A 12,769-nucleotide genomic window follows, 5' to 3' on the forward strand; every position below is an offset into this window, starting at 1 on the left:
TAACCCGCGCCAGGGTTATTTATTGCACAGGCAGCCTGAAACGCGCCATCGCTTTTTCCAAGCGTTCCGATTCGCCCTGCAGCGACTGCGAAGCCTCGGTCACCGCGCTCACCACGTCGCCGGTTTGCTGCGCCACCTGATTCAGCGTCGCAATGCGCGCCGTCACGGCCTGAATGCTCTCCCCTTGATTGAACGACGCCAACGAGATTTCCCCCATCAGCGCGCTGCATTTGTTCACCAGATCGATAATCTGGCGCAGATTGCCCGTCAGAAGTTCGACCGCCTGCGAACCTTGATCGATTTGCAGCAGCGAACGGTTGATCAACTGCTGGATATCGCGCGTCGAATGGCTGCTTTTTTGCGCCAGCAGGCCCACCTCTTTGGCTACGATGGCAAAGCCGCGGCCGTGAACGCCGGCATGCGCGGCCTCGATCGCCGCATTCAGCGCCAGAATATGGGTCTGGAACGCCACGCTGTCGATCAGCGCGACAATGCCGCGCATCTCGGCCGATTGGTTGACGATCCCGTGCATCGAAACGTTGACGGTTTGCATCATCTGCTCACCGGCGCCGGCGCACTGCCGGGCCAATTCGGTTCGTTGGCTGGCCTGCTGGGCGTATTGGCCGTTTTCTTCCACCCGCGCCGCCAGCTGCTGCACGTGCTCGGTCGCCAACTGCAATTCCCCGTCCTGCTTCGCCGACTGCGCCGTCAACTGTCGATTGCCGTCCGCCAGCCGCTCGACGCCGTTCAGGATCCCGCTCGCCGCATCGCGCACCTCGCTTACCAGGCGCTGCAAGCCGCTTTGCATATGGCCAATGCTGGTCTGCAGCTGACGCATCTCGCGGTTCAACGCCCGCTCAGGCGGCAGCGGCCGCGAAAGATCGCCGGCGGCCAGCACGTTGAGGTGGACAATCGCCCGCTGCAGCGGTGCTATCACCCAGCGGGCGACGCCGAACCACACCCCCACGGCGATCAGCGCCAGCGCGGCCAATGCGCCAAGCGCAAAGGTCTTGGCCTGCTCCAGCGCCGCCAATTGCCGCACGTTGACGTCATCGCCACGCTGTTCGTTCAGCGCCTGATACGCGAGGTACTTTTCGTTGAAATCCGCCTGAAACGCCTGGATCGGCACGGCGAAAAACGCATCGATGCTGGCGCTGTTTTGCAACCCTTGCGCCTGTTCCTTCAGGCCGTCATAGAACAGGCGATAACTGTCTTTCAGGGCGCCCGTCGCTTCGGGCGCAGCCGCGCTCAAGCGCTCGAACCGGGCAAAGGCCTGCTTTGAAGCCGCCAACGCCGCCAACGATTCATCCAGCAGGCTATGCCAACTGCCGTCGGAGCCGGTGACTTTGTCCTGCAGATAATAGATGCCCGCGCGGTTCAGGCTGTCGCTGGCCGTCAGCAGCGACAGTCTGGCGCGATCCATCGTCGCCTGCTGGCGATGCAACCCGTCGCCCGTCACCAGGTTAACCTTGGCGTCGCGCAGAATATTGGAAATAAATACGGTGGAAAACAATTGCAGCAGAGAAAATAGCGCAATAACGCAAATTATGCCGCCTAATAAGCCCATGCTCTTGCCGATGCCAAATGCGTGCGGCAGCGCTGCCGCAGGTTTTACCCGGCGGCCAAGTGTCAGTTTTATGTTCATGATTTTTAGTCAGTCATACCAGGATGCCGCGAGTCTAACGGGCATTGATGACACCACTATTTCAGCTTGCTTTGTGTCGCCCACCGCAAACCAGGGCGACCCAATAATCGGAATTTCTCGTCAAAGCTCATTTTTATTTCTTGACTTGTCTAATGCCGGATTTATAGTTTTTCCATTAAACAAGAAACAAAGTTTCATATATTAATCGACAGCGAATTTAATATATGAAACGCACATATAAAATCGTCTCAAATATAAAACTGATGAGCAAAATCACCCTATTCACAGGTGGAATTCGCTCGCCTTAATAAACCGTCTACTTTCACCAGGGGCCAGGCATGCGCAAGATCACGCTTTGTTTTTTTCTTGTTTCACCAGTAAGTTACGCGACCACTGTCGCATTGCCCAGCGACACTGCTGCCACCATGGCGCCGGTAAAAAAAAGCCGTCCGGCATTTCCGCATATTCATTGGCAAAGCGAGGATAATAAAAAGAATATTGATATCGGCGGCGCGCTGCGCGCCAATTATCGCTATGAAGACTGGCGCAGCAGCAATTATCGAAATCCTCCGCATTTACGCTTTGACGCCTTTCGCATTGATACCGCCGGCCAGGTCAACGACGCGTTTTTCGATAGCGGGTTCTGGTTTCAGGATCGGCGCAAATACGCCATCGACCGCGCCTATGTCGGCTACCGCCTGTCTGAGCGCTCCACCGTGCAACTGGGCGCGCCGTTCAAACCGTTCGGCCTGATGCCCTACCCGCAGTTCGGCTGGTCGTACGGCATTCCGTTTTACCTCGGCTTTGGCGTCAACACCGGACTCGGCGCCAAATACCAATACCAGCATGACGATTGGGCCTTCGACGCCGCCTACTACCCGCGCATGATGCCGACCGGCGTGCGTTACGCCCCCGACGTCGCCAGCTACGGCGATCTGAAAAACACCAACTATGCGTCACAGCACCTGCAGCGCAACGAAAAACGCGATCAGATAAACCTGCGGCTGACGCGCGCTTTCCACCAGGGCAGCTGGGACAATGAGCTCGGCGGTTCGCTGGCGGCCTCGCGGCTCTACAACCAGGCGACCGGCGATAACGGCAGCTTCTGGGCGGCGGGCCTGCATACGCTGCTGAATAACGATCCCTGGCATCTGTCCGGCCAAGTGATCCGCTACGGTTACGACGCCAAAGGCCCGGCCGGGGCCAACAATTCGGTGATCCTGATGGGCGGCAACGGCCTGACGCCGGCCTATCTGATCCCGTCGCAGGCCACCACCGCCGCCATCAACCTGGCGCGCGACGTCGACGTACCCTGGGGGCCGGTGAAAAAGCTGCGCTTCTACAACGACTACAGCGTGCTCTGGAAGGATAAGCACGGCGGTTCCGACTCCAAAATGAATACGCTCGGGGTGCAGGTGTTCGCCATGCCGGTGATGCTGTGGGTGGATCTGACCTGGGCGCAGAACGCCAACCCGTGGGGCGGCGTGGAAAACGCCACCGGCTGGACCGGCGCCCAGTCCTCCGGCAGCAATAAATGGTATTTTCGCACCAACATAAACATCGGTTACTACTTCTGAGCGCGGCGGGATCTACACTGAAGTATCGCCGTCAATCGGAGAAATCATGATGCTGAGCGCGCAAACGCTGCATATTGCCATTAACCGCCCCTGTGACGAGGTGTACGCCTTTCTCAGCCAGCCGGAAAATTTCCCCTTGTGGGCCAGAGGGTTAGCCAACAGCTTACGGCGGGAAGGGGAAGATTGGGTGGCAAACACCCCACAAGGGCCGATCCGCATTCGCTTCAGCGCGCCGAATGCCTTCGGCGTGCTGGATCATTGGGTGACGCTGCCGGACGGTGGCGTGGTCTACGTGCCGCTGCGTGCGCTCGCCAACCGGCGCGGCACCGAGGTGATCTTCACCCTGTTCCGCCAGCCGGAGATGGACGACGCGCTGTTCGCCCGCGACGTCGGGCTGGTGAACGCCGATCTGCAGGCGCTGAAGCGCCTGCTGGAATCGCGCTAATCCCCCTTACCCCTTGACCGACGACACCACGTTAAGCGGCTGGGCGTCCGGCAGAATATTCATGTGCTCCAGCACCTGGGCCATGATCTTGCCGAACACCGGCCCGGCCACCGAACCGCCGAAGTGCTTGCCGGCTTTCGGGTTGTTGACCATCACCACCAGCGCCACCTGCGGATCGCTGGCGGGCGCCACGCCGGCGGTGTAGTTGATGTAGCCGCCGTCGTATTTGCCGCTGGAGCCCATTTTCTCGGCGGTACCGGTTTTGATCGCCAGCCGATAGCCCGGCACCGCGGCGCTCACCCCGCTGCCGCCCGGCAAGGCGTCGCTCTCCATCATATGCACCACGGATCGTACCGTATCCGCCGGCAGAATACGTTGCCCCATTACCGGCGGCGTCACCTTGGTGATCGACAGCGGCCGATAAATGCCGAAGGAACCGATAGCGGCATATTCGCGCGCCATCTGCAGCGGCGTCACGCGCAGCCCATAGCCGAAGGAGAAGGTAGCGCGTTCGATATCGGCCCAGCGTTCACGGTGCTGCGGCAGATAGCCGCTGCTCTCGTTGCCGATGCCGAGCTCGGTCGGCCGCCCCAGGCCAAAGCTGCGGTAGACCGCCGGCAGTACCGTGGCTGGCAGCGCCAGCGCGATATGCGATACCGCGATGTCGCTCGATTTTTGCAGCACCCCGGTGATGGTCAGTTTCGACCAGTGGCCGACGTCTTTGATCAGGTGACCGTTCACCCGATACGGCGTGGTGTCCAACACGGTATCCGGCCGGATCAGCTTATGTTCCAACCCCACCATCACCACCACCGGTTTCACCGTCGAACCCGGTTCGAAGCTGTCGCTGCTGCACACGTTGCGGATATCTTTCGCCGGCGTGCTGCCATAGTTGTTCGGGTTGAACGATGGATAGCTGGCCATGCCGAGGATTTCGCCGGTGTCGATCTTGACCAGCACCGCGCAGCCTGAGTCGGCCTGGTTAGCCACCACGCCGTCGCGGATCTGCGCATAGAGCACGTACTGGATAAATTTGTCGATGCTGAGCGTCACGTTCGGCGGCGGCACCGGATCCACGCTTTTGAGCACGCCGATCACCGCGCCGCTGCCATCCTTCTGATAGACCCGCAGGCCGTTTTTTCCCTGCAACAGCGGGTTGAACCCCAGCTCGATGCCCTCCAGCCCTTGATTGTCCTGGCCGACGATGCCGATCAGCCCGGCGGCATCCTGGCCCATCGGATAAAAGCGGCTGAAATCCTGCTCGGCGCTGACGCCGGTCAGGTGCAGTTTGCTGATGTAGGCGGCGTTGTCGTCCTCCACCTTGCGCGCCAGGTAGACAAAACGTTTGTGCGCGTTGCTCTGGATCAGATGCTGGATGTCCGCCAGCGGGATCTTCAGCACGTTGGCCATGCTCTGCCAGCGTTCGTTGCCGGTATCGGTCTGGGTATCGAGAATATGCTTCGGATCCAGCACGATGTCTTTGGACGACACGCTGACCGCCAGCGCCTCATCGTTGCGATCGGTGATCATGGCGCGGTTGGTCGGCACCACCTGGGTGCGGATCGAACGCTGGTCAGCCTGATTGGCCAACTGCTGGTGTTCCAGCAGTTGCAGGTAGCCGACCCTGAACGCCAACAGAAAAAAACAGACCAGCATGCCGGCGCAAATCCAGCCGAAACGAACTGTGGAATAGGTTTTACCGCTCTTTTTGGTCGATGGCGCCACTGTTGTGTTAACCCTGCGTTTTTATTCAGTTTATGGTGTTATTTCAGTCTACCTTGCCGGAAATGGTCAGGAGATTGCAGTTTGTAAGAAAGTAAAAACAAACCGCATCACCGTTGCACATCCGCGCTGTCGTTTAACTGCGGTTTACTTTGCGGCGTATCGCCGGGCTGTGGCGCGTTGGCCGGGTCAAAAATGTGGTCGAGGATCGCGCGCGCGGTCGGCCCCGCCACCACGCCATCGCCGCCGCCGTTTTCCAGGATCAGCGCCATCGCCACCCGGGGATTTTTGTAGGGCGCAAACAGCGTATAAAAGATGTGATCGCGCAGCCGCACCGGGATCATTTTGGCGTTGTAAGTCTGGTTTTGCTTCAGGCTGAACACTTGCGAGGTACCGGATTTGGCGGCGATCTGATACGGCGCGGTATGGAACAGCTTGTAACCGGTGCCGTTCGGCAAGTTGGCCATGCCGTACATGCCGTTGCGCACGATGCCCCAGTAAGGCGAGTTGGGATCGCCGATCTGCGCCGCTTGCGCCGGCGGCTGGTAGCGCGTCACCCGGTTGCCCTGCTGCAGCGAATACAGCAGGTGCGGCGTTTTCACCTTGCCGTTGTTGAGCAGCGTGGTCAACGCTTTCACCATCTGGATCGGCGTCGCCACCCAATACCCCTGGCCGATGCCCACCGAGACCGTATCCCCCTGATACCAGCCCTTTTTGTGCACCTTCAGTTTCCAGTCGCGGCTTGGCAGCACGCCGCGGTACTCTTCGTTCAGATCGATGCCGGTCGACTGACCGTAGCCGAATTGGCTCAGCCAATGGTGAATGCGATCGATGCCCATCTCATACGCCACCTGATAAAAGAAGGTATCGGCGGACTCCTCAATCGCTTTGGTGACATTGAGCATGCCGTGGCCGGTTTTCAGCCAGTCGCGGTAACGGCGCTCGGTGCCGGGCAGCGTCCAGGTCGGCGCGCCGAAAAAGGTGGTGGTGGGCGTGATCACCCCGGCGAACAGCGCCGAAACGGCCATATAGGGCTTCACCGTGGAAGCCGGCGGGTACAACCCTTGGGTAACGCGGTTGATGAGCGGCAGCTCCGGATTGCTCAACAACGTTTTATAGGCCTGATAGCCGATGCCTTTGACGAAGGGATTGGGATCGTAACTGGGGCTGGAGACCATCGCCAGAATGCCGCCGTCGCGCGGATCTTCCACCACCACCGCGGCGCGTTGCCCCTTTAGCACCGATTCAATGTACTGCTGCAGCGGCAGATCCAGCGTCAGGTAAATGTTTTTGCCGGCCTGCGGCGGCTGTTCCTTCAGCAGCCGGATCACCCGCCCGTGGTTATCCACTTCCACTTCCTGATAGCCGGTGGTGCCGTGCAGCTCTGACTCGTAATAGGCTTCGATGCCCTGTTTGCCGATGTTGCGGTCGGCGGCGTAGTTTTCGCTCAGGCCGGCCTTGTCCAGGCGCTTGAGATCGCTGTCGTTGATCTTCGACACATAGCCCAGCACGTGCGCCAGCTGAGCGCCGTAAGGATATTCACGCTGTTGATAGGTATCGATTGTTACCCCGTCGAAACGGTATTGATTGACGGCAAAACGCGCCACCTCGGTGTCGCTCAGCCCGGTTTTTAGCGTCACCGGCTTGTAGCGGCTGTTGTGGTGCATATCGTCGCGAAACGCGCTGATGTCTTCCGGCGTCAGATCGACGATCGGCGTCAGCGCCTGCAGCAGCGCCGCCATGTCGGTGATTTTGCTGGGCGTGATCTCGATACGATACAGTGTCACGTTTCGCACCAGCGGAGTGCCGTTGCGATCGAAGATTAACCCGCGGCTGGGAGCGAGCGGCAGCATCTTGATGTCGTTCTGGTTGGAGCGCGTCTGGTAAAAACCATGCTGGCGGATTTGCAGCCGATAGAGATTGGCGATCAGCACGCCGAAACAGGCCACCACCAGCGCCAGCGCCACGCCCGCCCGGCGGATGAACAGCCTCTCTTCCGCGGAATGATCGCGAATTTTTTCTTTTAACAGGGCCATGCGGTGCCGGTACCTTTTGCGTCACATTTCCCCGCAAAATCAGGGAACTGAAAAGCCGGCAAGCATAGCGTTATCGGGCGCGCCGCCCCATGAAAAGGTTGCTAATGAAATGGCATAACTGTTTCAGCATATTGGAATGTTACCGGCGGCGATTTTTTCACCGCGATCCCCATTGAGCCGCCGTTCGCCTCAATGCTACAATGTGATCTAAATCACATTATTCCCGTTATTCCCCCGCATTTCCCTGTCGGCACCCTGCCGGATGCGGCTTTTTGTTACATAGGATCGAGTTCGATGAGTACCATTGCCACCGGTTTAGTCATGATGCGCTGGGAGTTGCTGAGCGCCGTGATGATGTTCTTCGCCAGCCAGTTAAACGTCGTTTGCCGTAAAACCAGCCGCAACGGCATGGCGTTCATGTTCAGCAGCCTGGGCCTGTTTACCGCCTGCTGGTTCGTGATGGGCCTGATGGGCATCCACCTCACCCTGGAAGCCTTCACCCAATTCTGGTCATCAGCCTGGGATCGCTACGTGGACGTGGTCAGCACCATGCCGGCCGATTGGCCGATGCCGTAACCTCGCTGCACGGGCGGCGCATCTGCCGCCCCGCCGATTATTCCTCGTCCGTTGGCGCCGCCGCCAGTCGCGCCATCAACGCCCCCGCCTCTATCAACAGCGCCTGCTCCCGATCCGTTAAACAACTTTCCATCGCCGCCAGCAGCCACGCCTCGCGTCGGCTGCGGCTTTGCTGCAGCAGGCCCAGCCCGGCGGGCGTCAGGCGCACCCGCACCCGGCGTTTGTCTTCGGCATCCGGCGTGCGCACCAGCAGCCCATCACCCTCCAGCTCACGCAAGGCGGCCGCCAGGTTAGAGGAGCGCATGCGCTCCGATTCCGCCAGCAGCGACGGCGTCGCCTCGCCGCCGTGGCGATCGATAGCCCCCAACAGCATCAACTGGGCCCAGGATTTTTCGTCGCTGCGCGACTCGCGCCGCAAACGGCGCACCAGCGACATTAACTGCGTGCGCAGCAGCGTCACGTCTTCAGGGTGATCTTTTTTCATTGGCATCAATCTAGCGTTCAGTTTATCCCTGCTTTCACACCGCCGGATCGCGCAGTGCCTTGTCTGGCTACCGCGCCGCTCTGGCTTAACCTGGTTACCTATGATAATATAGCTATTAATATATAGCAAAAAAAGACACTGCATCGGCAGGGTTACGTTTGCTCACGCATTTGCCCCTCGCCGATTAATTTGCAGTGTTATTATTATCTTGCTTAATAAATCTCTTCTTATTCAACGTGGTACGGTAAGCCGATGGAAGCGTGGAAAGTCAATCTGATCTCGGTCTGGCTCGGGTGTTTCTTCACCGGGCTGGCGATGAGCCAAATCCTCCCTTTTCTGCCGCTGTACGTCGAACAGCTCGGCGTCAGCGATCATCAATCCCTCAGTCTGTGGTCCGGACTGGTGTTCAGCGGCACCTTTTTGGTCTCGGCGGTGGTGTCGCCGCTGTGGGGCAGCCTGGCCGACCGCAAAGGCCGCAAGCTGATGCTGTTGCGCGCCTCGCTGGGCATGGCGATCGTCATCGCGCTGCAGGGGCTGGCCACCAACGTCTGGCAGCTGTTCGCGCTGCGCGCCCTGATGGGGCTGACGTCCGGCTATATTCCCAACGCCATGGCGCTGGTCGCCTCGCAGGCGCCGCGCGATAAAAGCGGATGGGCGCTGGGCACGCTCTCTACCGGGCAGATCTCCGGCGTCATCGCCGGCCCGCTCTTGGGCGGGCTGATGGCCGATCATCTGGGGCTGCGGGTGGTATTTTTCGTCACCGCCGGGCTGATGTTCGTCAGCTTCCTGGTGACGCTGTTCCTGATTAAAGAACGGCGCATTACGGTGAAAAAAGCGGATCAGCTGAGCGGCAAGGCGGTGTTCCGTTCACTGCCTTATCCGACGCTGATCGTCACCCTGTTCGTTTGTACCTTAATGATCCAGCTGGCCAACTCGTCCATCAGCCCGATCCTGACGCTGTTCATCCGCGAGCTGTCGGGCGATGTCAGCAATATTGCCTTTGTCAGCGGGATGATCGCCGCCGTGCCCGGCATTGCGGCGCTGATCTCCGCGCCGCGCCTCGGGCGGCTCGGCGATCGCATCGGCACCGCGCGCATCCTGATCGCCGCGCTGCTGTTCACCACCGCCCTGTTCGCCGTGATGGCCTGGGTGAATACGCCATTACAACTGGGCATTCTGCGCTTCCTGCTGGGTTTTGCCGACGGCGCGCTGATGCCGGCGGTGCAGGCGCTGCTGCTGAAGTATTCCTCCGATCAGGTGACCGGGCGCATCTTCGGCTATAACCAATCCTTTATGTACCTGGGCAACGTGGTTGGCCCGCTGCTGGGATCGGGCATTTCGGCGATGATGGGGTTCCGTTGGGTGTTCGCCGTGACGGCGGTGTTGGTGCTTTGCAATGCGCTGCAGCTGCGCCATCAGTTCAAAAAAGTGGAAAATCAACGCGCGGGATAACGGGAAATGTGGGGAAACGCCTCAAGCAGTGGCGGGACAATGACGCCCATCAACCGTACCACCACTGCCAAAGGCGGCCGTAGCCTACTCGACGCGGCGGTCATTTAATATTTATGTAAGTAAATAAAGTGTTGCGGGCGCGTTGAGGGCCGCCGCAGCGGCCCTTGTGGCTCAGAACATGGTATTGTCGTTAGCCGATTTCTCCGGCACATCCTGATTGACGTCCCAATGCTCGGTGATTTTCCCCTGATCGTTCACCCGATAAATATCCACGCTGGCGGTGCCGCGATCCTGCGGGTTATTTTGGTATTTGACGTGAACGTAGACCAGATCGCCGTTGACCGCGCTGCGGTATATTTTGGCGCTGTATTGCGGATTGTCTTTGAAGGTCTGGCTGAAGAAATCGAGGAACGGCTTGATGCCGTCGCCGACGAACGGGTTATGCTGCTTGTAGTTTTCCACAATCAGCCTCTGCGCCACGCCGATGTCGTGGCGGTTGAAGAAGCCCGCGTACAGATCCTCCACCACCTTCAGCTTTTGCTGGGCATGATGATAGCCGCCTTTGCCGGCCGACTTTTGCGGCGCCGTCTGATCCGTTGACAACGCCGGGTAACTCGCCAGCAAGCCGCCGACGATCGCACAGGTGATCAATGCCTTTTTCATAACTGCTCCTTAGTTTCCTGAGTGACCTACGATTTTCAGCTGCCCTTTCAGATGGGTGAAGCTGCCGTCCTTGGCGGCGATGTTGGTGTACACCTCGCCGCGCTCAAAGTCCTCGATATGCGTCACGTTGTCGCCGGACTGCGGTTCGTGCCAATAGACCATGTAGACCTTCGGCCGAATCTCCACCGCGGTGTACTGCACCGTATCGGTGATGCCCTGCGACGCCTCGCCGATACCGGTGAAGGTCATGGTCTTGTCATCGGTAAAATCCAGCTTGAAGGCGAAATCGCCGAAGGTCACCTGCACCACTTTACCGACCGCAATAAACTGCCCGTGTTTTTCCGTCATCGTCGCCGCCTTACTGTTTGTCAGGGAGGGTTGCGCCGCCATAGCGGCAGGCAATGCCAGGGGGAAAGTCAGGGCTATCGCCAACGCGATGCCCGTTCGTTTCACTGTTTTCATCGTTCCTTCTCCTTTCCGTGGTTGAAAACGAGAATCATTATTATTTCTTAAGCATTGATGGAAATATAAGAATAATCTCTATTACCATCAGGCACCTGGCAGCAAAAAAAGACGTGGGAAAATCGCCGTAAAATGGCATGGCAATAGCGCGTTCTGGCCCTTGGTTTTTACGCAATGAACGGGATTACTGCTTTCAAGGAAGGAAACAACTCGGGGATTCGATAGGTCTATAGCGCAGATCGCTTTAAGCTAATGCGTATTTGTTCTTAGGCCGCCCGCCGCTGCGAAACGGCGACGAACGGCACGGCGTTTAACGCAGCCAAGGCGTATAGGTGACGCCAACCAGCAGTCCTTCCGGGCTGAGCAACCGGGTAACGCTTTGCCCCCACGGCTCTTCGCGGTTGGCGACCAACAGCCGATAACCGCGATCGACCAGCCCCTGGGTGGCTACCGCCATGTCGGCTACGTCAAACTCGATCCACGCCTGCGGCACCGCGAGATCCGCAGGCCAGCGATCGTCGCCAAAGCAGGACTGCGCCGCTTGCGCCAGCGGCCACAGGGCAAAATGCTTCACGCCGTCCAGCGCGCCCTGCTCCGACAGCAGATAGCTCTCGTTGCCCGGCATCGGCTTGAGCGGCAGCCCCAGCGCCTCGACATAAAACGCCTTGCTCTCGTCGCTCTCACGCGTGATGGGCCCGAATCCGGCGACAAACAACACGCCCAGCCCGGCAAATTGTTGATCCATGCTGCACTCCCTTTCGGTTAGCGCCCCTGCCGCACCTGCAGCGGAGCAAATCCATAGGCCGCCTTGAAGCGGTTGCTGAAATGGCTGGCGGAACTGAAGCCGCACGCCAGCGCGATCTCGGTGATCGGCTGTTGGCTATGCCGCAACAGCTGTTCCGCCCGCTGCAGCCGGGCGCGCATCACGAACTGGTGCGGCGCCAGGCCGGTGGCGTGCTTGAACATGCGGGCGAAATGGTATTCGCTCAACCCGGCCTGCACCGCCAGATCCGCCAGCAGCAAAGGCCGATCGAGGTGGCTTGCGATATATTCACGCACCCGCCTGGCTACCGCAGGGGCCAGGCCGCCGCGCACCGGCGGCAGCTTCCACTGCAGCTGGCTGTAACGCTGGATCAGGTGTGACATCAGCAGGTTCGACGCGCTGCTGAGCGCCAGCAGATTGGCGCTGTCCTGCCAATCGCAGTTGAGCAAAAACTGACGATACAGCAGCGTGATCTGCGGATCTTCGCCGAAGCTGCGCTGCTCCACGTTGATCGCCGCCGGGCTGCGATCCCAGGTCTGCTCCGCCAGCTGCCGCAGATGCCCGTCGGTGCAGTACAGATGCACGAACGACAGATCGCTGCGCACATCCCAGGTAGATGCATACTGGCGCGGCATGATGCAGAACCGATCCGGCCCGCCGCCGTTGCGCCAGCCGCCCGGCACCTGCTGGTAGCACTCATAGCCGTCGGCGACGTACAGGCTCAAGGTATGGTGGTCGGCGCTCTCCTGCGTGACGCGATCGTTGCAGTTGGACCAGGCGGCCAGCTCCACGCCGGTGCCCAGCAGCACGCTGCCGTGCAACCGCGCCTTGTGCTCACGCAGTGTTTCAAACGCCTGATAGTTGGACATCGCCGGCCCCGTTGTTCGACATGCTGACAGTGTAAAGAGTGGCGCCGCGGCATGCCAGCGGCCGCCCCGCGCTTT

The 12,769-nt window shown here is 59.5% G+C and carries 12 protein-coding genes; 4 read left to right on the forward strand and 8 right to left on the reverse strand.

Going from position 1 to position 12,769, the window contains the following annotated elements:
* Nucleotides 1-19 precede the first annotated feature (19 nt).
* The gene (locus tag ACJ8KE_RS06360; RefSeq protein ID WP_371811610.1) at nt 20-1,645 is read right to left on the reverse strand and encodes a methyl-accepting chemotaxis protein; all 1,626 of its coding nucleotides are present in this window, start codon (nt 1,643-1,645) and stop codon (nt 20-22) included.
* A 338-nt stretch (nt 1,646-1,983) separates the two neighbouring features.
* Between ACJ8KE_RS06360 and ACJ8KE_RS06365 the strand changes: the two genes are divergently transcribed.
* Both ACJ8KE_RS06365 and ACJ8KE_RS06370 read left to right on the forward strand, forming a co-directional pair.
* Nucleotides 1,984-3,222 carry a hypothetical protein gene (locus tag ACJ8KE_RS06365; RefSeq protein ID WP_117286818.1) on the forward strand — a complete coding sequence of 413 codons (1,239 nt, stop codon included), beginning with the start codon at nt 1,984-1,986 and terminating at the stop codon, nt 3,220-3,222.
* Nucleotides 3,223-3,268: 46 nt separating this feature from the next.
* A complete protein-coding gene (locus ACJ8KE_RS06370) occupies nt 3,269-3,667 on the forward strand; it encodes a hypothetical protein (RefSeq protein ID WP_016927784.1) in 399 nt (132 codons plus the stop codon).
* Nucleotides 3,668-3,673: 6 nt separating this feature from the next.
* On the opposite strand, the gene ACJ8KE_RS06375 is transcribed toward ACJ8KE_RS06370, so the two are convergent.
* Both ACJ8KE_RS06375 and mrdA read right to left on the reverse strand, forming a co-directional pair.
* A complete protein-coding gene (locus ACJ8KE_RS06375; protein ID WP_097102077.1) occupies nt 3,674-5,392 on the reverse strand; it encodes a penicillin-binding transpeptidase domain-containing protein in 1,719 nt (572 codons plus the stop codon).
* A 107-nt stretch (nt 5,393-5,499) separates the two neighbouring features.
* On the reverse strand, nt 5,500-7,425 hold the full coding sequence (gene mrdA / locus ACJ8KE_RS06380) for a penicillin-binding protein 2 (RefSeq protein WP_033640389.1): 1,926 nt from the start codon (nt 7,423-7,425) through the stop codon (nt 5,500-5,502).
* A gap of 294 nt (nt 7,426-7,719) precedes the next feature.
* Here mrdA and ACJ8KE_RS06385 point away from each other — a divergent pair, with 294 nt between their 5' ends.
* Nucleotides 7,720-8,001, forward strand: coding sequence for a YjcB family protein (locus ACJ8KE_RS06385; protein ID WP_004940713.1), 282 nt, complete (start codon nt 7,720-7,722; stop codon nt 7,999-8,001).
* Between the two features lie 37 nt (nt 8,002-8,038).
* On the opposite strand, the gene ACJ8KE_RS06390 is transcribed toward ACJ8KE_RS06385, so the two are convergent.
* A complete protein-coding gene (locus tag ACJ8KE_RS06390) occupies nt 8,039-8,485 on the reverse strand; it encodes a MarR family winged helix-turn-helix transcriptional regulator (RefSeq protein WP_016927787.1) in 447 nt (148 codons plus the stop codon).
* Between the two features lie 252 nt (nt 8,486-8,737).
* Between ACJ8KE_RS06390 and ACJ8KE_RS06395 the strand changes: the two genes are divergently transcribed.
* On the forward strand, nt 8,738-9,937 hold the full coding sequence (locus tag ACJ8KE_RS06395; RefSeq protein WP_016927788.1) for a multidrug efflux MFS transporter: 1,200 nt from the start codon (nt 8,738-8,740) through the stop codon (nt 9,935-9,937).
* A gap of 171 nt (nt 9,938-10,108) precedes the next feature.
* Here ACJ8KE_RS06395 and ACJ8KE_RS06400 read toward each other — a convergent pair whose 3' ends face one another.
* From ACJ8KE_RS06400 to ACJ8KE_RS06415, 4 genes are all read right to left on the reverse strand, one after another.
* Nucleotides 10,109-10,600: a nuclear transport factor 2 family protein gene (locus tag ACJ8KE_RS06400; RefSeq protein WP_016927789.1), complete on the reverse strand. Its 492-nt coding sequence runs from the start codon at nt 10,598-10,600 to the stop codon at nt 10,109-10,111.
* Nucleotides 10,601-10,609: 9 nt separating this feature from the next.
* Entirely contained in the window at nt 10,610-11,062 is a 453-nt protein-coding gene (locus tag ACJ8KE_RS06405; RefSeq protein WP_028127408.1) for a MoaF-related domain-containing protein, read from the reverse strand.
* A gap of 310 nt (nt 11,063-11,372) precedes the next feature.
* Complete coding sequence (locus ACJ8KE_RS06410) at nt 11,373-11,807, reverse strand: glyoxalase/bleomycin resistance/dioxygenase family protein (RefSeq protein WP_016927791.1); 435 nt, start codon at nt 11,805-11,807, stop codon at nt 11,373-11,375.
* A gap of 17 nt (nt 11,808-11,824) precedes the next feature.
* Nucleotides 11,825-12,694 carry a helix-turn-helix domain-containing protein gene (locus ACJ8KE_RS06415; protein WP_016927792.1) on the reverse strand — a complete coding sequence of 290 codons (870 nt, stop codon included), beginning with the start codon at nt 12,692-12,694 and terminating at the stop codon, nt 11,825-11,827.
* Between the last annotated feature and the right edge of the window lie 75 nt (nt 12,695-12,769).

Origin of the sequence: Serratia sp. CY56464 (assembly GCF_052168435.1) — a bacterium.
GTDB lineage: Bacteria > Pseudomonadota > Gammaproteobacteria > Enterobacterales > Enterobacteriaceae > Serratia > Serratia marcescens.

Excerpts from the sequence above, each read along its gene's own strand:
- ACJ8KE_RS06360 (WP_371811610.1), bottom strand. The coding sequence starts at position 1,645 with ATGAACATAAAACTGACACTTGGCCGCCGGGTAAAACCTGCGGCAGCG.
- ACJ8KE_RS06365 (WP_117286818.1), top strand. The coding sequence starts at position 1,984 with ATGCGCAAGATCACGCTTTGTTTTTTTCTTGTTTCACCAGTAAGTTAC.
- ACJ8KE_RS06370 (WP_016927784.1), top strand. The coding sequence starts at position 3,269 with ATGATGCTGAGCGCGCAAACGCTGCATATTGCCATTAACCGCCCCTGT.
- mrdA (WP_033640389.1), bottom strand. The coding sequence starts at position 7,425 with ATGGCCCTGTTAAAAGAAAAAATTCGCGATCATTCCGCGGAAGAGAGG.
- ACJ8KE_RS06385 (WP_004940713.1), top strand. The coding sequence starts at position 7,720 with ATGAGTACCATTGCCACCGGTTTAGTCATGATGCGCTGGGAGTTGCTG.
- ACJ8KE_RS06390 (WP_016927787.1), bottom strand. The coding sequence starts at position 8,485 with ATGAAAAAAGATCACCCTGAAGACGTGACGCTGCTGCGCACGCAGTTA.
- ACJ8KE_RS06395 (WP_016927788.1), top strand. The coding sequence starts at position 8,738 with ATGGAAGCGTGGAAAGTCAATCTGATCTCGGTCTGGCTCGGGTGTTTC.
- ACJ8KE_RS06400 (WP_016927789.1), bottom strand. The coding sequence starts at position 10,600 with ATGAAAAAGGCATTGATCACCTGTGCGATCGTCGGCGGCTTGCTGGCG.
- ACJ8KE_RS06405 (WP_028127408.1), bottom strand. The coding sequence starts at position 11,062 with ATGAAAACAGTGAAACGAACGGGCATCGCGTTGGCGATAGCCCTGACT.
- ACJ8KE_RS06410 (WP_016927791.1), bottom strand. The coding sequence starts at position 11,807 with ATGGATCAACAATTTGCCGGGCTGGGCGTGTTGTTTGTCGCCGGATTC.
- ACJ8KE_RS06415 (WP_016927792.1), bottom strand. The coding sequence starts at position 12,694 with ATGTCCAACTATCAGGCGTTTGAAACACTGCGTGAGCACAAGGCGCGG.